A 20,840-nucleotide genomic window follows, 5' to 3' on the forward strand; every position below is an offset into this window, starting at 1 on the left:
TATTATTTTCCTTTGATAATTGTTACAGCGCCAATTTCTTTATCAGCGTCTAAGTGATAGCGTTCTTGGTTATCTGAGAAGTCGATTGGCGTTTTTAACAGTGAGCGACCGCCATCTTCACGTACCACTTCGATAAACAGTTTGAATTGGCTTAAATCGCCAACATCGAGTGTTTCGCTATATTTACCTGGGCCTTTTGTCGCGCCAGTTACACCATCTGGCGTGTCGCCATAACGCCCTTGTTTGCGCCACCAACGACGAATATCCACCAACCATTTATCTTCTTTTCGTTTAGTTAAGTGCCAAAGCAACAACGTTTTATTTTGCGCTTTACTTTCGGCCCAAATTGCAACGTAAGGTTTGTGATAGTCGCCGGTGGTAAAACTCGGTAATTCAAATTCAACGGTTAAGGTATTTGCATGCGCAGCGACAGATGCAAACAAAAAGGAAGTCACTGCAATTAACTGCTTAAGCATCGATACGTCTCCTAATGCATTAAAGTAATGATAAAGACAAACAAGCTACTGCCGAGTAGCAGCGAAATATTGGCGTTTTTGCGCTCCATACGGTTAACTAAAACCAGCCAAAAACCGCTGATCGAAAACAGCACCATACAAATTGCGCTTATATCTGAAAGCACGCGCCATAAGCCCGATACGTGCTTTGCCCGATGTACATTGTTCAGCATATCGATAAGGGATAAGCGTCGTGTATCAACATGTGCTTGCCCTTCTTCAATAAATGCCTCAATTAGCGTGCTGCCATTTGGGCCAGATAAATTCAAAATAACCAGGCTATCCAATTCATCCCAATCGATTTCGAAGTCAACACCCGATACACCATGTTCAACATCCAGCCAATGCAACAAGGTTAAACTGTGGCTCGCATAATGAGTTGGCCAGTCGGGTAAATCGGTAAGACTTTTTGGCAGCGCAATGGTTTGCTGTTGTTTTTCAACGTCACCACCTTTCCAATCGGGATGGTTTAGGTAAATACCCGTAATTGCAAAAAACACCATCAACACCAATACCGGCATTGCACTGAAAATATGGATTTTGCGCATAATGCGAGATACATAACTAACATCGAATTGCATTTGGCTATTTGACCTTGCCATACCACTAAAAAATCTTCGGTCTACTTATTTGTCGGGCAAATTCTACTAGCGTTCGCTGACACTTTGCAATAGCATATGATAATTATTTTCATTTAGATTTATAAATTAAACATGTTTCAGCTAGTCAAATATGGCAAAAACCTTATTAACTCTCAGCACGCTAACTTATCGTATTTATTGAATTTATTTATAAAGTTGCTTTTTCTATTGGGCTTTGTTTTATGGGCGTGGATGTTTTCGTTAAATTCAAGCCATACTCAAACTCGCTTCTCAATTGAGGGGGTTACGCAACACAGTAATGGTGAGAAAGTATTCGATAGTTTTACCATAAAACAACTTGAGTTTTTCGATGAAACTCGATTAATTGTGCTTAACCAAGAGTTTGAGATAATCAATTACCTGTCTAGCAACCAACTCGCCATCGCTCACCAATTAGAACAAATCGGCTTATTGTTCTGTGCTGTAATTGTTGTTATTTCATTGGTTCTTGGGAAGCGAAAAGAGCAGCAAAGGCTATCGCTATTTGCCTTTTGCTTTGTTGCATGCGCTCTATTTAGTGGCTGCTTTACCTTGTTTAACCTAGACGTAAACAACGGTTTATCACTGTATACATCAATAGGTATATTGAGTATCTGTTTTGTGTTTTATGCCTGCTGTTACAGCTTACTAAATGCCCGTAGTCAAGCAGCGAGTACCTTGCTTGCATTCGCCAGTCAATCAGGTACTGCGATGTCGATTGCAGAGCGCTTTCATAAACAGCTACCGAATACCTTTGATCTGCGTTGTTTGTCTTCTCTCACACCCGATTGTTTAGGCCAGTATCGCCAAGTGCTTTTAATCGCCAGCACTTATGGCGAAGGTGCGCCGCCAGAAACCGCGGTGACATTTCTTAATAAAATGAAGCAAACGCAAACGCTAACTAGCAAGGTGAATTTCTCAATTTTGGCTTTGGGCGATCGCACCTATCAGCATTTTTGTGCGTTTGGCCATCAGCTTGCACACTTATTATCATCAAAAGGTGCAAAGCAAATTACCGATGTGATTGAAGTGGACCGCGGTGATAAAGATGCCATTAGCAATTGGTGGCAACAAATTAGCCACTTTATTGGCAAGGAGCAATCAACCGTTTCATTGAATGATAATTATCACCTTCTTAATACCCGCAGTAACACGCTAGTGAACCCACAAAAGCCTAAGCGCGCTGCACATAGAATAACCTTTAAAAACGAAGGACTCACTTATCAGGCTGGCGATCTTTTGGAAGTAATACCCAAATACAACGCAATTAAGTGTCAACAAATGCTACGTGAAAAAGGCTTTGATTGTCAGCAACCCGTCATTTTTCAGAATACTGAAATGCCACTATTTGAAGCAGTAAGGCAATCGAACTGGCTTGGTGAAAGCGCAACATCAGCTCAACAACTTGTCGATGTGTTAACGCCGCTACCACCTCGGGTTTATTCAATTGCAAGCGCACCACACGAATCTAAATTAGAGATTTTTGTGCGCAGGCATTTCGATGACTTAGGTAAACCGGGGCTTGCCTCAAATTATCTGTGTGATCTGAGTGAAAATGAACTGATAAGTGCTCGCATTAGGCATCATGCAAGCTTCCATTTGCCTAAACGCCTCTGCCCCACCATTTTAATCGGTGCTGGCACGGGTATTGCGCCACTAATCAGCTTACTAAAAGGTATGTCAGTCAATGAGCAGCGTTTACCCGCTTGGCTATTCTTCGGTGAGCAATCACAGCACACAGATTTTTATTTTAAAGATGAAATTAATGCCATGCTTAGCGATAAATCACTGACTCACTTTACCCCAGCCTGGTCTCGCGACGGTGGCGGTTATATTACTGAGCAGCTAGAACAACATGCTAGCAGTATTAAAAAGTGGATGCTTGACGATAACGCAATGATTTATTTATGCGGAAAACAAAAAGGGTTTGGCGACTCAATTATCAGCTGTCTTAAATCAATTTTGCAAGAGCACGTCTACCAATCACTTATCGAGGCTAAACGCATTAGAGTCGATCTGTATTAGCTAGTTGATAAAGACAATTTATTAACGTGAACAGTATTGAGAACTAAGGGAGGTTTTCTCATCAAACCGCCCTTTGAATTAGCGTTTAATGCCCTGACACAGCAAAGCATGGGTATTAGTACCTAACAACTCTTGGCTTTTAAGTTCAAAACCAGAAGCGTTAAACAAGCTTTGACATAAATCGGGGGTGAGTACTGTGCTGTGCGTCGGCTTTTTACCATAGGTTTTATGGTAACGATACAACAACTTTGCACGATTTATCAGTGACATTTTATACATGGTAACGCTCATCACAATCACCTGACCAAACGGTTTTAATACACGATGACACTCTTTAAGTAACTTATTTTGCTCAGGTACAACGTGTAATAGGTTAGCCATAAACAAGGTATCAAAGCTATTATCGCGATAAGGTAAGTTAAAGCCATCTGCCAACTGGGTTTTTACGTTATCGCAATCACATAAGCGCTTTTGGCATACATTTAACATTTCCCTACTTACATCGGTTGCAGTAACCGATTCTGCATTGTCAGCCATCACTTTAGTATAAGTGCCATTACCACAACCGAGCTCTAGCACATGACCCGTACCATAAAACTTTGAAAGACGCGTTTTAAGACGATCTATCTCCGATTTACCCACGACATAGTTGTTACGATTTTCAAAATCAGTCGCAAACTGCTGCCATTGATTATTTAACGCTATCATCTGTTGAAACTCCTTTTTCTAAACAAGTAAAGGGGACACTTGTTAGGTGTGTGGTTTTAGCATCATTGCCCATTTGTTTGTAAAGGCAATGCACGATTCAAGAATTTAAGTTTAATAGTGAGTTTATTTTAGTTGTAGATAGTAATGATAACGGTTATCATTTGCAATATATTTAATTTGTAACTAACGCTGGTGTGGCGCTATGTCACTACTGGCGAATTTTTTGTCACTATGAAGACTCCAAAAAAAGTAACCTTGGTGTTATTAATTGCTACCGCCTGTCTGTTTGATAGCCACGCAAATACGGTAAAGGACTATCAATTATTGGTCGATAAATGGCTAAACTTACATAAACAACATAACCAACTGAAAGCAGATTGGCACAGCCAAAAACCTTTGCTCGAGCAACGATTACGTTTATTAAATATTGAAAAACAGCGACTAAAAGAAAAACTTGCACAAAGCAAGCAGCACAATGACGCCGTTAGTGAGCGCCGAAATCAGATTTTACTCACGCAATCTAAACTTGAATCTGAGCAACACGAGCTTGCATTGTGGCTTGAACACTCAATTAGTTACGCTCACAGCCAGATAACAAGCCTGCCTCCTCCTTTGGCAAACACATGGCGGCAATCACTTTTACAAATTACCGATGCATCGACTGACAGTGAAACCCTTGAAGTTTTGTTACTACTACAAAGCAAACGCCAAGCGTTTAATCAGCGCATAAGTTTTGAAAAGTCCAAAATCACGCTTGCAACAGGTCAACACGTGTTACTTGAACAAATCTACATCGGTGAAAAGCTTGCCTATGTAAGTACGCCAGATGGTACACAGACTGGCATTGGGTTTGTTTCAAACAATCAGTGGCAATGGCAACTCAATAATGAAACGCCTTATGCCGACTTTGTAAAAGCAAAAGCCATGTTACAGCACCGACAAGAAGCCGATTTTATCTCTCTACCGGTAACCTTGGAGCAAACACAATGAAACTATATTTATGGTTAGTCATTGCGTTGCTTTGTGTTATCGCCCCGCTTAAAGCAAGTGACGTAATTCAATCGTTACAACACGATATTAAAAGCGCGCAAGCTGCACTCAACAAAACCGAAAAACAATTGGCACGTGAGAATAGTAATCTCAGCCGTGAATTACTTAACGCTGAAAACGCAGTTCTGTTACTGCGTAAAGAAACTGAAGGCGTAATACGCGCACAAGATGAAGCAGCACTGTCGATAGAAGACGTTGAAAATCGCTTAAAACAATGGCAGCAACAGTCGCAATATCAAACACACCTACTAAATCGTTATTTAAGTGAAAGCGAAATCGCGCCAAAAAGTGACGACTTAACAGAATTATTAGCGCTTGCGAGAAAAAGCTTTAGTGAAACGCAACAAAGGCAGGGGCTGTTTTATCAAAGTGAGGTGGTATTTAGCGATGGCAATACACATCAAGCAGAGCTAATTGATATTGGCCCTTTCACTTATTTTAAAAGCGATAGCACTGCAGGTTTAATTGATAAATCTAGCCAACACAATGAAGTCGCTGTATTACTAGAAAGTTCGCATGATGCATTAACGCAGTTAAAAGACACCGGCAGTGCAGTATTGCCAATCGACCCGAGTAACGGCCGCGCTACCATGACCTTAAAACAGCAAGAAAGCATTATTTCGCACATCAGCGAAGGTGGTGTTTGGGTCGCACCGATATTACTGTTTGCACTTTTCGCGTTACTTATTTCAATTTACAAACTGGTTCAGCTTGCAAGGCTCGACAAAATCGTGCCCGCAGTAACAGAGCGCTTAACTAATCTCAATGGTGATCACAGCACATTGAAACTGGGCAGCTGGCAAACCGAACTGGTCGAAATTTGTAAACGCACACCAATTGGTCAATTGAGAGATGATTCACTGTTCAATGCCTTAAACGAGCAAAAGATGCAACTCGATAACTTACTTGGCGCAATTGCTGTAACAGCTGCAGTTGCGCCACTTCTTGGCCTTTTGGGAACAGTAAGCGGCATGATTGAAACCTTTAAACTAATGACCTTGTTCGGTGCTGGCGACCCGGCTGCTGTGTCAGGTGGCATCTCAGAGGCGCTCGTAACGACCGAGCTCGGCCTTGTTGTAGCCATTCCTGCGTTACTTTGCCATGCGTTTTTGTCACGAAAAGTTAAAAGCCATTATCATCAACTTGAGCAGTGTGCCATTTCACTTAGCCAATTTAACTTCAACCAAAACATAGAACTACACAAAGGCGCGGCATGATCACATTAAACGAATTATCTCATCCTATTGTAATCGCCATTTTAGCGCTCGCACTGTTTGTTTATTACCGTTTGGTGTATGCCTTTATTGCGCGCAAACAGGTGTGTTGCTGTGGCCTTGGCTTTTGGCAACAATCGCTCAATTTATGCATTTGCGCACTACCGCTATTAGGTTTGCTTGGCACAATTATGGGATTATTAGATGCCTTTGTTGCCATGTCTTATGGCGAAACAATGGGCTTTGGCAACAGTTTAACCGCCGGCATTTCAGATGCCCTATTTACAACACAACTTGGTTTGTTATTGGCCGTGCCTGCTTGGATCCTCTACAGCCTAGTTAATCGCAGCTTAAATGAAGTACAGCGCCATGCAAGCTAATCTAAAACAACGATTGCAAAACGAGCAACAGCAACACATCGATTTATCGCCATTAATAGACGTGGTGTTTATATTGCTTATTTTCTTTATTGTTACCACGGTTTTTGTAAAAGAAACGGGGGTAGACGTTGATAAGCCTCAGGCATTATCGCAACAAAAACTAGAGCGAAATCTAATTATGATTGCCATTACTAACACCAAAGAAGTGGTTTACGATGGCAGAAATATTGGCGTTGCCGGCGTACGTTCGATTGTTAGCCAGCTGACAAAAGACAAGCAACGCGCGGTGGTTATTCAAGCCGATAAATTGGTACCAACCGAGCTTTTGGTACAAGTAATTGACGAAAGTAAACTCGCGGGTGCGAGCAATGTGAGCATTGCGACAAAATGAAGAAAGTAACCTCGCATTCAATTGCCATGCTCGTTGCCTTTGCGATTCTCACGTCGGCACTTTCCCTTGTAATGCTTTCGCGTTTTTTGACTACCGGCATGCAAAAGCCGCTAACGGTGCGCAATATTGAGACAGTGAGCTTACCGCCGCCCCCTCCTCCTCCGCCACCAATGACGCAGCCACAAGTAGACACTGCCCAAATTGCTATTAGCGCAAGTGGTGAGGGCCCACAAATCACCATGAGTTTAGTAAAACCAGAGGTAACCTATACACAACAACCAATTGATATCGCTTTTCAGGTAGATGACATCAACTGGAGCGACTCATTGGATGTTGATTGGCAGGCATTTGATCTGAGTGACTTAGATTCCTTGCCACGATCACTTGCGAATCTCAAATTCAACGTACCCAAAAAGATACGACGCAGCGGCGTTAAGCGCTTTGACATTGTGCTTGATGTATTAATCAACGAACAAGGCAAAGTGACGCTAATTGATATTAAAGAAAATCCATTTCCCAGCTTTAAAAAAGAAATTAAACGTATTGTTAAAATTGCCCGCTTTACCCCGCCTAAAAAAAATGGCGAGAACGTAAAAGCGCGCTTTAACTGGCCTATTGAAGTAGAAACCATATGAGAATTACTCTGTTCTTAACACTGCTATTTGTTTGTACTAGTGCAGCTTCTAGAAGCGCACACGTAGATATCGCGATAACTAAACCGAGTTGGGATTTTGAAATTAAATACGGTTTATTATCACAAGATGCTGCTAAGCTCACCGCTAACGAACAAACCATTGCGACAACAATAAAGCCACTGCTTGCCAAATCCGACTACAACGGCGCGTGGCAAGCTGTAAAGCAGCTAGAAATTAACACGTTAAGCCCTGCACTTGCGCAAGCGGTTGGTCAAATAGCACTACAAGTAAAACAGCTAGTGCACGCCGAGCGTGCTTTTCGCCATGCACTGTCAAAAAGACCCGATTTACTACCAAGCCACCGCGCACTTGCCGCAATCTATTTAAAGTTGGAAGATAATCAAAAAGCAGCAAAACATCTCGCAAGTGCATTAACATTAGGCGACCAAGATGCAAGTTTGTTTGCACAATTAGCTTATTTGCATATGCAGCAAGCTCAACCCTACGCCGCCATTGCTGGCTTTAGACAAGCGCTTTTTTTACAACCAGATAGCCTTGATTACAAAAAAGGATTGTTATGGGCGTTAACCCAAGCCGGCGATGTAAACGAAGCAACGGTTTTACTTAACCAACTGATTGAAAACACACCTAATGAGGCTGATCTTTGGTTGCATCTTAGCCAAATACAATTGCAGCAAGGTAAAGAAAAGAACGCCCTCGCAAGCATTGAAGTGGCAAGACGTCTTGGCAATAATAACCCAACCAATCTATTACTTAACGCCCAACTCCATTTAAACCACGGTAGCAGTGACGCCGCTGTCAAGTTATTAACAGAAATAATCAACAAAGGTGACCCCGCTCATTTAACCCAAATCGTTAACGCATTAACGGTTTTGATAAACCAAAATAACGTATCGCAAGCACAAGTACTTGCGTCAGTGCTTGAAAAACACAGCACTAAGCTTAACTTTACACATCAAAGCATGCTGTTAACTTATCTAGGGCTGTTAGCTGAGCGAAATGGTAAAACAACAACAGCAAAGCAATACTTAACCCGCGCAATTGAAACCGATGCCAGTAACGGCAAAGCCTTACTTCAACTTGGCCAACTTTATCAACATCAAAAACAACTTTCACGGGCAGATAATTATTATGTGCGGGCAAGTAGCCTTGATAACTATAAAGAGCAAGCGTGGCTTTTCAGCGCGCAAATCGCGATTGACCAAGGACAATATGAACGCGCGATTACACTATTAAATAATGCGTACCGTGAAAATCCAACACGACGTGATTTACTTGCCAATATTAAACAATTAGAGCGATTAAAACGCGTTAAGTAACAAACAAGAATTACAATGATTATTGAGTTTTTACTCTAGTTAGGCTTTCTGATTACTTGGATCTGATGTAATATCAGTCACGTGCATGTTTTCTCTTATCAGTTTTACGTGCACTTTCTATACATTAAATACAAGGAAAGTAACTGGTGAAGTATCTAATTTTATCGCTTAGTCTATTTTTAACCGCATGTAACTCAACAACAAATATTGACGTTGAAGACACCATGAACTTAATCGCGCAAGCCGAAGACAATGCGCCTGATGGTGTAGAAGGTACATTTAAATTTTTAGTTAAAGCAACCGGAAGTTCACGCCATGGCGAGGTTTATCTCAATACTGAACACGATTATCGCGACCGACGTGCAGTAACCATTGTATTATCGCGTTCAGTGGTACCAGAATTTACCAAAAATTATGGCAAAGCGCCTAACGCGTTTTTTACAGGCAAAGTGATTGAAGTTACGGGTGAAGCAAAACGCGAAATTATCGATTTTGTTTCAAATGGCAAAAGAACGGGTAAATACTATTTCCAAACTCATATCGTGGTGTCGTCGCTTGAGCAAATTAAGGTATTAAGCTAACCCCGCAATTCGGGATTGTGCGCGAGATTAGCGCAATCCCAACCTTTAACAACCACTGACCGAACGCTTAGATTAACTATCGCGTTTTAAACCATAAATAGCATGGTCGACTATTTTGCCATTAAGATTCTCGGCACGAGTAATAACACCTTCTAACGAAAACCCAAGACGCTCACAGACATTTCGGCTCGTAGTATTGTTAACGGCAACTGCAATCTCAACTTTTTCCATTTCGTATTGCGTAAATGCCAATTCAATCAATTTAGTAACGGCGCGCGTAACAATGCCCTTGCCCTGAAAATCACAACTAAGCCAGTAACCAATTTCAACTTTTTTAAGCGTATGATCAATGGAATTAAAACTCACATTTCCCACTAATTCGCCTTGATAAATCATGGCACACACCAGCGACTTGCCATTAGCATAATCAATCAGTGAGCGCGTAATAAAATTCGAGAAAAACGCAATGCTGTCGGCATGGCTTGGCCAAATCAACCAACGACTTAAATAATCACGTTGCTTTGTTACGATATCAAAATACGCCGTTGCAAACTTGGCATCAACTAACGCTAGCTTTAACGTGTTATCAACCGCTAGAGTAAACATAATCCACCTCGTTAAGCGCTCTAAATTTTTGGTATAGTTTCTTTAACAAACAAAAAAGGGCCTTTGAGGCCCTTTTACACATCAGATTACGATTAACGTATTAATAAATCAACAATGTTTACACTGATGCGCTTCAATTTGCAGTACGCTGTGCTTCACCAAAAATTCTTGCAACAAGCACTTTTCGACGGCTAATTGACATAAATCGTGATGAAGTTCTTTGGTGCAACTCGGCTTTAGAACAATGTGTGCGCCGACGATAGTTTTACTGCCTTGCTTATCAACCGTTACATTGTGAACGCTGCTAATGTGCTCCAGATTGGTTAATCGTGATTCGATATCTGTCGCCGCTGGCAATGCGCTATCAGTTTCAACTAGGCCATCAATGCATTTTTTGATCACTCTAAAGCCCGTTATGAGTACAAAAGTGGCAATAATTAAACTTGAGAAAATATCGATATCGACCCAGCCAGTAAAGTAAATCACTATACCGGCGCTGAATGTTAATACCGTCGATAACAAGTCTAAAAAGCTGTGTAAGAATACCGCATAAACGTTAACGCTTTCTTTGCGTCCTTGATACAACACATAAGCCGATGCTGCATGAAATAAAAAACCGAGGCCAGAGACTGCCGTCATTAAAAAGGTATTTACCTCATGAGAGTGATCTGCGTGATTTACAAGCTTATTGGTACTGGCAAAAATAATTGTCGCTGCGATGGCTAAATACAAAATACCGTTAATTAAGCCGCCAATGAGCTCTGCTTTTTTATAACCCGCGTTATAGTTTTTTGCTAAGTGAATCGCAATGCTTGAGGCGATTAACGCCACTACCAACGAACTGTTATGCACAAATAAATGGCCGGCATCAGCAAGTACTGCCATAGAGTTGGCAAAAAACGAAACAATAAATTGAATCACCATAAAAGTGCTTGTAATAGAAAGGGCGATGAGTAAACGGCGCCTTGCAGTTTTATGGGTGGTGATATCTGTCATGAATGGAGATAAGTTAGAAACTAAAATGTTATAGTGTTTCAATTATAACGGTTAGTTTTCATAAAATCACTCCTAGTGCTTCTAAAACCTAAAATAAAATGATAGATTTTGCATATTGCATACAATAAAGAGTATTTTCATATGACGATAGGTGTAGGTGGCAGCACAATAGAACAAGCTTTAGCCAAATTAGATAATATGACGCAACAGGTTGCGCCAATTTCAAACGACGAACTCAACGCCCGTTTACAAAAAGCGCAATCACTAATGCAACAGCAAGGCATTGCAGCTATGTATATTGATGCGGGTACTAACCTAACCTATTTTACCGGTTTAAAATGGTACAAAAGCGAGCGTTTAGTTGGTGCTATTTTGCCAGCAAAAGGCGAGCTATGTTACGTCGCTCCGCATTTCGAACAAGGTTCACTGAACGATTACATGAAGCTAAATGGCGAGTTTTTTGGCTGGCATGAACATCAAAGCCCTTACGCGTTAATTGCAGAAATACTGCAAAAACACGAAATCAACGAAGGCAAACTTGCTGTCGACCCAAGCGCTGGTTATTTTCTTGTCGACGGCATTATAAAAGCAAACCCGCAACTTACAGTGATTAACGCTGATGTTATTACCGCGCCTTGCCGTGAATGTAAATCTGATGCGGAAATAGCCCTGATGCAAACCGCAAAAAATATGACATTAGAAGTGCATAAAGCCGCAGCAAGCATTTTAAAACCAGGCATTAATACAAGCGAAGTTGAAGCGTTTATCAACCAAGCTCATAAAAAGGTTGGAGCATCAGGTTCATCGTTTTGCATTGTGCTGTTCGGTTTAGCGACATCTTTCCCTCATGGTGTAAAAGATCCTCAAGTACTGCAAGAAAATGATTGGGTACTGATTGATACCGGCTGTATTGTTGAAGGCTATCATTCTGATATTACGCGTACTTATGCGTATGGTGAGGCAACTGACGAACAGCGTGCTGTATGGCAAGTAGAAAAAGATGCGCAAATTGCGGCATTCAATGCTGCCAAAATTGGACAAGCTTGCGAAGTAACCGATGCGGCTGCCCGCGTAGTAATTGATGCTGCTGGGTTTGGTCCAGAATACGAGCTGCCCGGTTTACCGCACCGTACTGGGCATGGTTGTGGCATGGATATTCACGAATCCCCCTATTTGGTAAAAGGCGACACCACACCAATTGCTAAAGGAATGGTATTTAGTAACGAGCCGATGTTGGTATTACCGGGTAAATTTGGTGTCAGACTTGAAGATCATTTTTACATGACTGATGAAGGTCCAAAGTGGTTTACACAGCCTGCGCATAGCGTAGACGACCCATTTGGTTTGGCATAACCACTAAACACGCAGCTTGCTAGCGTAAGCTGCGTGTTACGACTGTAATCCCTGATAAAGTTGTTGGTTTTCATTACGGTGTAAATTAAACAAAAACTTTCTTAAACGGTCACGTCCGCGTTGAACTTTAGCAATTTTCGCTGCCACAACATCGCGCTCTACTCGCACTGCTTCAAATTCTAGTGCCACTTGTTCTTCGTTAGGTAAGCTGATACATAACGACTTTTCGTTTAAAATACGCTTGAGGCTGCGACGGTCGCTCACTCTAAACGCAATGCCGGTACTTGAAAGTGACAATAAGTCATGTGCTTTGCCCTTTTGGTCTTGCAATTCCACGTTAACAAAATCACCACCACGCCAGCTGCGTTCACCATTTTGAATATCGACAATTTCAGGAGTACCGAGAACCGGTTTGAACTCACCGTTCTCAATTGTCATTTCGAGCGGAAACCACAACTGATAATGACTAATCTCAGCCAGTAATGTCAGTTTAGATTGCTCAAATACTTGATAAAGATTGCTTGGAATTTCAGATTTAATGCTAAGCGCATGGCCTGACTCGTCAGTTTGCTCAGGTGTTGATTTGTCTGCAAACATATTAGAGAAAAAAGCTAACTCTTCTTGTGATAATTCCATGCCCCAACCTTTCTTGTATTTAGAGCCTTCCACGTATGAATTGTTAATTTTTTATAAAGGAGAATGGGCTCTAGGTAACAAATGTCCCCATAAAGTAGTACAAACTTTATCGAAATTTTTGATTTAACTCAATGTTTCAACGGTGATTTTGTGTATTTAATCAACAAAGTTGCGTCATTTTTGTAATGTATATTTGACAAAATGTAACCTAACGACTACCAAAGTGGCTTTTTTCTTGTTATTCGCCTCGCTAAACTGGCAACTAATCGTTTATTGATTAACATTTTGCTGGCATTAATGTAAACATGCACAAATTTATATTTGAAGGATCTCACATGAAAAAGTCTTTATTAGCACTTGCGCTAACGGCGAGTACTGCAATGCCTGTTGCAGCCGAGCAGTTTAACTTTTCAAACGCTACGACCTCCGACGCAGATACACTTGTTTTATTCACCCACGAAAAGCAAGGCGAAAACGTATTTTCAAACTACCCTTTTGCACGCCAACTTAATCAAGCAATCGCCGCAAATGAATTCAGTGGTAAATTTGCCACTAAGTTAGAAGTGGTTGCGCCACAAAACAGTATTTATAAGCGCGTAATGGTTATCGGTCTTGGCGATGACAACAGCTTGACACAATCAGAGCTGACAAAATTAGGCGGTAAGCTTTCTGGCATGTTAGAACAAAAATACATTCAGAATATTGCTGTTGATGCGTCATCATTTGCAAGCTCTGATCTTGCACAACTTGCTCACGGCATTAACTTACGTGCATACCGTTTTGACAAATACCAAAAAGAAAAGCGTGAAGAAAAAGCGTTTACTTTTATTTCGGCCAACGCAAACACAGCAAAACAAGAATACGCTCACTTAGCTAATATTGAAAAAGGTGTATTTCTTGCGCGTGACTTAATTTCTGAAGTCGCTACAGAAATGACACCTGTTGATTTTGCAAATGAAGCGAAAAAACTGAAAAAGATTGGTGTCGAAGTATCTGTATTAACACCAAATGAAATCAAAGAACTTGGCATGGGTGCGCTTGAAGCAGTTGGTCGCGGCAGCAATGAAGGTTCTCGTTTAGTTGTTGCCCATTATAAAGGCAGTGACGATGCACCCATTGCACTTGTTGGTAAAGGTATTACCTTTGATTCAGGTGGCTACAGCATTAAAACAGGTTCATCAATTGCGCGTATGAAATCTGATATGGCAGGCGCGGCAGCAGCGCTTGGCACGGTAAAAGCCCTTGCGTTAAACGAAGCGAAAGTTAACGTAGTTGCAGTAATGGGCATGGCCGCAAACATGGTATCGGAAAACTCTGTTGCTCCTGGCGATGTGGTACGCACAGCAGCGGGTCACTCGGTAGAAATTCTAAATACTGATGCTGAAGGTCGTTTAGTGCTGTCTGATGCGCTTTGGTATGCGCGCACGCAATTTAAACCTCAAGTTATGGTCGATATTGCAACGCTTACTGGTTCAAAAGTACGTGCCGTTGGTAATCGTTATGCTGCAGTATTTTCAGATGATGACAGCCTAGTTGAATCTCTGACAGTTGCTGGTAAACAAGTAAATGAAAACCTATGGCGTTTACCACTTGGCTACAAAGATATGCTTAAAAGCCCGATTGCAGATTTTGCTAATATCGGTTCAGGTGGGCCGGGCGCAACAACTGCGGCGACTTTCCTACAACAGTTTGTAGGCGATACCAAATGGGCGCACATTGATATAGCCGGTAATGCACTTGCGTCATCAGCAAAAAATGAAGTGCCAAAAGGTGGTACAGGCTACAGCGTACGTTTATTAACTCAGTGGGTTGAGAATCAAGCTAAATAACTAGCTTGATAGTACGTTAAAAACAAAAAAGTGGGCATTGCCCACTTTTTTTGTGTTTATGTGATCCTTAAAGATCAACACTTTCTAATACATAGACTTAAAGCTGCCATGCATAACTAAATTTGGTAAAGAACGTACGCTCATTGGCTTTTAGACGTTGTTCGTCATCATCACTAAACCCGTTGTCTGAATACCCTAAATAAAACAATGTTTGCGGATTAAGCTTATATGAGTAAATCAACTGGGTGGCAAAATCGCGTTCTTTATTGATCTGATTAGTAATCTCAAGCGGTGAATCACCATACTTGCCCACTTCATACTGCACAACAAGCTTCAACATGCTTTGCATATTAAATTTAAGGTTTACACGTAAATCGGTTAGGTTAACGCGAAACGACAGAGCGTCATCAAGCTTCATTTCACTGTAAGTATGCGCAAGTTTAAACTGTAAATACTGATTTAAATCCCATGTTATTTTTGGGTTTAAATACAATGAATCACCAAGCTCCGCATTACGGTAATCGATGCGTTTACCTTCGCGCGCATAAAGTGATATTTTTACATCGCCCGTTGGCTTCCCTGAAAACCACCAATCTCCATATTGTTCGTCGTAATAACGATTTCCATATTTCGTTTCACCTGCGATATACCCTACTTCTGTGTAAATATTGTAGATAGCCTCAAGGCCTGCGTATATTTCAAGTTCGCTGGCTAATTTATCGCCGTGACGTTCGTAATTAATATCATAATCGCCTTTCAGCCAATAATCCGTTACCGACTCGCCTTGTGGCATATACCAATGATAGCCGCCACCAACCAGCGCTTTTTCATAACCGGCACGTGTAACAAAACCTAAATCCGAACGAAAATCGGCATCAACTTGTCGATACGATGCTTTTAAATCATATGCTTTGGTGTTTCGTTGGTACTCAACATACGCGGTATGTCCTTGTTGATTTTTAGCAAGGTCAAAGTCTGTGACTAACTCATCCGTATTTTTTGTATCTGAATAGGCAAACTGATAGCGAATTTGGTCTTGTTCAGACAAATACGTCGCGCCATCAACCGATGCTAAATTGTTATGGTAGTTGCTACTTTGGCGGCTAGTAACCAACATACCTAAATTGTCGCGTGAGCCGTAATCAAGTTGGTAACTGGCAATCCCTGCATGCGCTTTTTCATCGACAACGGCTAAACTAGATCCTTGCGTGCCCGGTAATATAAGCGCACTTTGCTGGTCATTGGCATAAAGCACACCATACGTGTGATTACCCGATTTACCGGTTAATTTTGCTCCTACATCTGGGTCGGCGATATTTCGGGTATGAACAAAGTTAAATAACTCAGTTTCAAATGTATCGGCACCATCTAAGAAAAACGGGCGCTTTTCTTCATAAAACAAGGCAAATGTACTGTTTACATCAAGCTGACTGGCATCAGCTTCAACTTGCGAGAAGTCGGGATTTATCGTTGCGTTAAGTACCGCATCCGATGAAATGCCGTAGCGAATATCTAAGCCAGGCTCAATATCAGCATTACCATTTTGCCAACTGTCGTTGTCACGCACATCACTGCGACTTGCTGTTAATGTGGGCGTTAATTGTAAGTTTTGGCTTGGTTTTGCATGTTCAAAACCAGTAATTTTATCAAACTGACAGAAACTACATTTAATATCGTAATCAAATTTTATATTTGAGAATTGATTTAACACACCACGTGGATAGTTACGGTATAACGACAAACCCCATGTTTGCTTACCATCGACAAGCGGAAAACGAATTGCCGTAAATGGAATAACCATTTCTACGATATAACCCGTATCCGTAATTTGGGTTTTCGCATCCCAAATTGCATCCCATGATGAGTCTTCTTCCCATGAACCATAATCAGTCATACGTGCATCGGCTTGTGCGCCAAGGGCGTTTACATAAAATTGGTAACCTGTGCGCTCATCATTAAAGGTATCGAGCATCACAATGACATTATCATCGAACCACAGGTCATCGCGGTCGCGAATCGACGCACGAATTTTGCCCGGCTCTGGATCGCTTGCCTTAAACGCAACATACAGATTGTTGCCATCTTGGTACATCCACACATGCGTTTCAAGCGAAGCGGGAATTCCTTCTACCGGCTCAACTTCCCAAGCTAAGTCAACAAACGTCGCATTTTGCCAATGAGCCTCATCTAATACGCCATCTACAACAATCGGTTGGTTGATATATTTCAGCTCAAAATTTTGTTTTGCAAACAGTGAAACACTTACCTGCAATAAAAAAATTGCGACTAGCCATGACAATTTTTTCACGACGCATCCTTACTTATTTTAATAATTTGTTAACATCTTCCACGTTAGCAATTCTAGTGCCAAAGATAGGTATTTGTAAACCCATCATTTATATACCTTTTTAATCATACTTTAGCGCTAGATAACAGACGTGATTTTACCGAATTTTCTTGAACTCTGGCGCGCACTTGCTTACAGTAAACGCCTATTAAATCAAGCAAAAGACGTGAAAATGGACAGCATTATAAAAAAAGGAATTTTACGCTTCGTAATTATTGCTGGCTTTTGCTTTTCTCAATTGGTTTTTGCGCTAGAAGACGACGTACTGACGCAACAAATTGACAACATCAAACAACTCGATGATGTTAGCCAACAAATTGACGCATACCACGCAATACAAACACAGCATCAGCTCAGTAATGAACAAACCGCACGCATTTTACATTTAATCGGGGCTAATTACGCAAAAATCAGTCAGCTAGAAAACGCAATAGCGCCACTTAAACGCGCACTACTGTTAACAGAGAACTCCCGTAAACGCTCAGACATTAACCGACTGCTTGGATTAATTTACTATTACAGCGACCAACCCGAAGAAGCGATTGCCTACTATTCCAAAGCATTAGCATTTCATTTAGAACATAATGCCCAAGTTAAAGCCGCTCACCTTGAAAATAATATTGCGCTTGCGTACGAAAAGCTCAACCAATTCTCGCGCGCGCTCGATTACTATCAGCAAGCCGAACCCCGCTATGTTGAATACGGTACAAAGCAAGACGTACTGGATGTAAAACTAAATCGCGCAGGCTTGCTTGCTAAGCTCGGGCACAATTATAAAGCGGTCGAAATATATGATGACTTACTTAACAATCATTACCACGAGTTAGATGAAGACACCCAATTTTTAACGCACAGCAACGTCGCTGTGTCGTTAAATACGCTTGGTAAATACAACCGTGCTATTAAACATTTAAGTGATGCTAAAGCGATTTTAGTGAATAAAGATGACGCCTATCACTTAGCGTCTGTCGAACTAAACTTCGCGGATAGCTATATTTGGTTGACGGATTACCATCAAGCACGCGTGCACATTGCTAATGCAGCAAAAATCGGTGAGAAGCTAAATAACCCAACTGTAAATTTTAGCGTTGCATACCACCTTTCTCGCGTCGCTATTGTGTTAGACGAGCCAGAAATGGCACTTGAACAAATCAATAACGCTATCGATGTCGCAAAAAAAACGGGTAACAAACAACTTTTACAAAAAGCATATTCCCAAGCGCTGATCATTTATGGCGCCAATAATATGGTGTCTCAAGCGTATGGCGTACGCAAGCAGCAACAACTTGTCAACACGGAAATCAAACAGCAAAATTTAAAAGAACGCCTCGCTCAAGAACAAGCCTTTGAAGAGCGTAACCAACTCGAAACACGTGTCACCGAACTTGAAAAAGAAAAACAAATTCAAAAACTCGCCATAGAGAAATCAAAGCAACAGCGCATATTCTTTATCGTTGCAGGCCTTTTAAGCATTTTGTTGATAGTTGCAGCCCAGCGCCGTGCCCACGAACGTAAAGCAAAGAAGCAGCTCGAAGTTATCGTGAACCAACGCACGCAAGAACTGCAAAAAACCAGCGAAGATTTACGCCAAGCAAGCTTGGTTAAATCAAAATTTCTTGCCAATATGAGCCATGAAATACGCACCCCGCTCACCGCAATTATCGGTCATTCCGAGGCGATGAGTAATGCCCATTATGATCTGCGTAACTTTAATAAAGATCTGGCAATCATAAACAACAATGGCAAGCATTTACTTGATTTAATCAATGATATTCTCGATATCAGCCGCATCGAAGAAAACAAATTAGAGCTGGATATCAGTACATTTAATGTAAGTGGCTTGATAGAAGAAATTGGCACGATGTTTACCACATTGGCCAATAAAAAGAATATCGATTTTTACATTATTAATGCCCTTGATGATGACTTTGCAATTAAAGCCGATCAATTCAGGTTAAAACAAATATTACTCAACCTATGCTCTAACGCTGTTAAATTTACCGACAAAGGCAGTGTTACCTTATCAATTCGCGAAACGTTTACTGGCATACGGTTTAACGTTATTGACACCGGCATCGGGATGGAAGAGCAACAGCTTGAAGAAATATTCGATAGCTTTACCCAAGGCGATAGTAGTATTACCCGCAGATTTGGTGGCTCAGGATTAGGTTTATGCCTATCAGAACAACTCGCCAATTTAATGAGCGGTTCAATCTCTGTCACCAGCGAAGTGCACAAAGGTAGCGAATTTACACTTCATTTAAATGTTGAGAAAAGCAAAATTGCTAAACCGATTACCGTTGCGCAACGCGATGACAAGGCCATTTTTGAAGGCCGCGTATTGATTGCAGAAGATCACGATGATAACCGCGAATTAATTGTACGTTTGTTGCGACATTTGGGTTTGGAAGTGGTTGCGGTGGAAAACGGTGCGCAAGCAGTTGAAGAATGCAAACACGGACGCTTTGATTTAGTACTACTAGATATTCAAATGCCGATATTAGATGGCATAGGCGCATTAAAGCAGCTTCAAGGTTCAGGGTTTACCCAGCCTATTGTCGCCATAACGGCAAATACCATGCAACACGAAGTTTTGAGTTATCTTGAGCAGGGCTTTGCTGATCACATTAAAAAGCCGCTCGAACAAGAAAACTTTATCTCGACACTTAGAAAATACGTTAGTTATGACAGCAAATCTCGCAGTCACAAAGCAATTAATATTTCAAATACAGTCGATACAGGTGATCTTGCTGCTAATTTCGCAGCAGGGCTTGAACGCGAAAAAGCTACGATAAAATCGCTTTACAGCAACGAAAGCTGGGAAGATTTACAACAAGCGTTACATAAACTGCGCGGCGCGGCGGCTATGTTTAAATATCATTCGATTGAAGAAGCCGCAGATTACTTTGAAAAAGCGCTGAAGTACAACGATAAAGAAGCGTATAGCGAAGCATTAGAAGGCATTGAATACGCTTTGTCGTCGAGCCAAAAAGTCGTTTAATCTGAATAAGTCTTAACTCGAACTGCCAGATTTGATTTATAGAACTGAATCAAATCTGACAGTGAATAGCTGATTTGTGCCAACAACTGTCATACCAACATTTGCCGTAAACGGCACAAAATAGCAGCCTAAAATTGGCGACGAAGGAGCACAAGCCTGCTGTTTTGTGTCCTTTGTTTAACGGCCTTGATAGGAGCCGTAAGTTTCAAGTACTTCAATTAAGTGTGGTTTTGTATACTTTTCGATTGGGCATATATCATCTGAATCTCCCGAATGATGATATTCACCCGCATCAAATGCATCATAAATATCAATAGCAGGACTTGGAATATAATTACCACTGAAATTCATAAAGATATCATCAGTCATAAAACCAAAAATATAATTCATCGCTCCATCAGCTAACTCAAACTTTATTTCATTTTTCATATAAAGCTTTGCAATATTAAGTGAAAATGAATTTACTAAGGCAATCAAATCGCCTTGTTCGCTTAGACAAGAAAAGTCTTCAAATGAAATGACATTTTCATCTGTTTGCTTAATTAGCTCAAGAGTTTCCAATTTCTCGAAGGCTCCTAGACATAATGACTCCCACACGGTGCTAGCCTCCGCA

Annotated in this window: 19 protein-coding genes; 11 read left to right on the plus strand and 8 right to left on the minus strand. The window is 41.2% G+C overall.

Translation table 11 applies throughout. From position 1 onward, the window contains the following. Nucleotides 1-2 precede the first annotated feature (2 nt). The gene (locus tag L1068_RS07865) at nucleotides 3-476 is read right to left on the minus strand and encodes a DUF2271 domain-containing protein (RefSeq protein ID WP_237129787.1); all 474 of its coding nucleotides are present in this window, start codon (nucleotides 474-476) and stop codon (nucleotides 3-5) included. An 11-nt stretch (nucleotides 477-487) separates the two neighbouring features. Next, on the minus strand, nucleotides 488-1,117 hold the full coding sequence (locus L1068_RS07870) for a PepSY-associated TM helix domain-containing protein (protein WP_237129788.1): 630 nt from the start codon (nucleotides 1,115-1,117) through the stop codon (nucleotides 488-490). A gap of 231 nt (nucleotides 1,118-1,348) precedes the next feature. Here L1068_RS07870 and L1068_RS07875 point away from each other — a divergent pair, with 231 nt between their 5' ends. Next, the gene (locus tag L1068_RS07875) at nucleotides 1,349-3,160 is read left to right on the plus strand and encodes a flavodoxin domain-containing protein (RefSeq protein WP_237129789.1); all 1,812 of its coding nucleotides are present in this window, start codon (nucleotides 1,349-1,351) and stop codon (nucleotides 3,158-3,160) included. 78 nt (nucleotides 3,161-3,238) lie between these two features. On the opposite strand, the gene L1068_RS07880 is transcribed toward L1068_RS07875, so the two are convergent. Then, a complete protein-coding gene (locus tag L1068_RS07880) occupies nucleotides 3,239-3,868 on the minus strand; it encodes a class I SAM-dependent methyltransferase (protein ID WP_237129790.1) in 630 nt (209 codons plus the stop codon). A 231-nt stretch (nucleotides 3,869-4,099) separates the two neighbouring features. Here L1068_RS07880 and L1068_RS07885 point away from each other — a divergent pair, with 231 nt between their 5' ends. The 7 genes from L1068_RS07885 to L1068_RS07915 all read left to right on the plus strand — a co-directional run bounded on the left by L1068_RS07885 (nucleotide 4,100) and on the right by L1068_RS07915 (nucleotide 9,459). Further along, nucleotides 4,100-4,858: a DUF3450 family protein gene (locus L1068_RS07885; protein ID WP_237129791.1), complete on the plus strand. Its 759-nt coding sequence runs from the start codon at nucleotides 4,100-4,102 to the stop codon at nucleotides 4,856-4,858. Beyond that, nucleotides 4,855-6,135: a MotA/TolQ/ExbB proton channel family protein gene (locus L1068_RS07890; RefSeq protein WP_237129792.1), complete on the plus strand. Its 1,281-nt coding sequence runs from the start codon at nucleotides 4,855-4,857 to the stop codon at nucleotides 6,133-6,135. The genes L1068_RS07885 and L1068_RS07890 overlap by 4 nt, the downstream gene beginning before the upstream one ends. After that, nucleotides 6,132-6,512, plus strand: a complete 381-nt coding sequence (locus tag L1068_RS07895) for a MotA/TolQ/ExbB proton channel family protein (RefSeq protein ID WP_237129793.1) — start codon at nucleotides 6,132-6,134, stop codon at nucleotides 6,510-6,512. The genes L1068_RS07890 and L1068_RS07895 overlap by 4 nt, the downstream gene beginning before the upstream one ends. Beyond that, entirely contained in the window at nucleotides 6,502-6,903 is a 402-nt protein-coding gene (locus tag L1068_RS07900; RefSeq protein WP_237129812.1) for a biopolymer transporter ExbD, read from the plus strand. Before L1068_RS07895 ends, L1068_RS07900 begins: the two co-directional genes overlap by 11 nt. Further along, nucleotides 6,900-7,538 (plus strand): energy transducer TonB, encoded by a 639-nt coding sequence (locus L1068_RS07905; RefSeq protein ID WP_237129794.1) that lies wholly within the window; start codon nucleotides 6,900-6,902, stop codon nucleotides 7,536-7,538. Before L1068_RS07900 ends, L1068_RS07905 begins: the two co-directional genes overlap by 4 nt. Continuing rightward, nucleotides 7,535-8,878, plus strand: a complete 1,344-nt coding sequence (locus tag L1068_RS07910; RefSeq protein WP_237129795.1) for a tetratricopeptide repeat protein — start codon at nucleotides 7,535-7,537, stop codon at nucleotides 8,876-8,878. The genes L1068_RS07905 and L1068_RS07910 overlap by 4 nt, the downstream gene beginning before the upstream one ends. A gap of 146 nt (nucleotides 8,879-9,024) precedes the next feature. Then, a complete protein-coding gene (locus L1068_RS07915) occupies nucleotides 9,025-9,459 on the plus strand; it encodes a hypothetical protein (RefSeq protein WP_237129796.1) in 435 nt (144 codons plus the stop codon). Between the two features lie 72 nt (nucleotides 9,460-9,531). On the opposite strand, the gene L1068_RS07920 is transcribed toward L1068_RS07915, so the two are convergent. Then, a complete protein-coding gene (locus L1068_RS07920; RefSeq protein WP_237129797.1) occupies nucleotides 9,532-10,065 on the minus strand; it encodes a GNAT family N-acetyltransferase in 534 nt (177 codons plus the stop codon). Nucleotides 10,066-10,173: 108 nt separating this feature from the next. After that, complete coding sequence (locus L1068_RS07925) at nucleotides 10,174-11,061, minus strand: cation diffusion facilitator family transporter (protein WP_054979191.1); 888 nt, start codon at nucleotides 11,059-11,061, stop codon at nucleotides 10,174-10,176. 141 nt (nucleotides 11,062-11,202) lie between these two features. Between L1068_RS07925 and L1068_RS07930 the strand changes: the two genes are divergently transcribed. Then, a complete protein-coding gene (locus tag L1068_RS07930) occupies nucleotides 11,203-12,414 on the plus strand; it encodes a Xaa-Pro peptidase family protein (RefSeq protein WP_237129798.1) in 1,212 nt (403 codons plus the stop codon). Between the two features lie 36 nt (nucleotides 12,415-12,450). Here L1068_RS07930 and L1068_RS07935 read toward each other — a convergent pair whose 3' ends face one another. Further along, nucleotides 12,451-13,050: a hypothetical protein gene (locus L1068_RS07935; protein ID WP_237129800.1), complete on the minus strand. Its 600-nt coding sequence runs from the start codon at nucleotides 13,048-13,050 to the stop codon at nucleotides 12,451-12,453. Nucleotides 13,051-13,385: 335 nt separating this feature from the next. Between L1068_RS07935 and L1068_RS07940 the strand changes: the two genes are divergently transcribed. Next, complete coding sequence (locus L1068_RS07940) at nucleotides 13,386-14,879, plus strand: leucyl aminopeptidase (protein ID WP_237129801.1); 1,494 nt, start codon at nucleotides 13,386-13,388, stop codon at nucleotides 14,877-14,879. 97 nt (nucleotides 14,880-14,976) lie between these two features. On the opposite strand, the gene L1068_RS07945 is transcribed toward L1068_RS07940, so the two are convergent. Further along, entirely contained in the window at nucleotides 14,977-17,187 is a 2,211-nt protein-coding gene (locus L1068_RS07945) for a DUF5916 domain-containing protein (RefSeq protein ID WP_237129802.1), read from the minus strand. Nucleotides 17,188-17,317: 130 nt separating this feature from the next. Between L1068_RS07945 and L1068_RS07950 the strand changes: the two genes are divergently transcribed. Next, nucleotides 17,318-20,227, plus strand: a complete 2,910-nt coding sequence (locus tag L1068_RS07950; RefSeq protein ID WP_237129803.1) for an ATP-binding protein — start codon at nucleotides 17,318-17,320, stop codon at nucleotides 20,225-20,227. 177 nt (nucleotides 20,228-20,404) lie between these two features. Here the strand turns inward: L1068_RS07950 and L1068_RS07955 are convergent. Beyond that, nucleotides 20,405-20,840: hypothetical protein (locus L1068_RS07955; RefSeq protein ID WP_237129804.1), on the minus strand; the 436-nt coding region annotated here is incomplete at its 5' end.

The sequence above is a fragment of the Pseudoalteromonas sp. MMG024 genome (assembly GCF_021654175.1).
Lineage (GTDB): Bacteria > Pseudomonadota > Gammaproteobacteria > Enterobacterales > Alteromonadaceae > Pseudoalteromonas.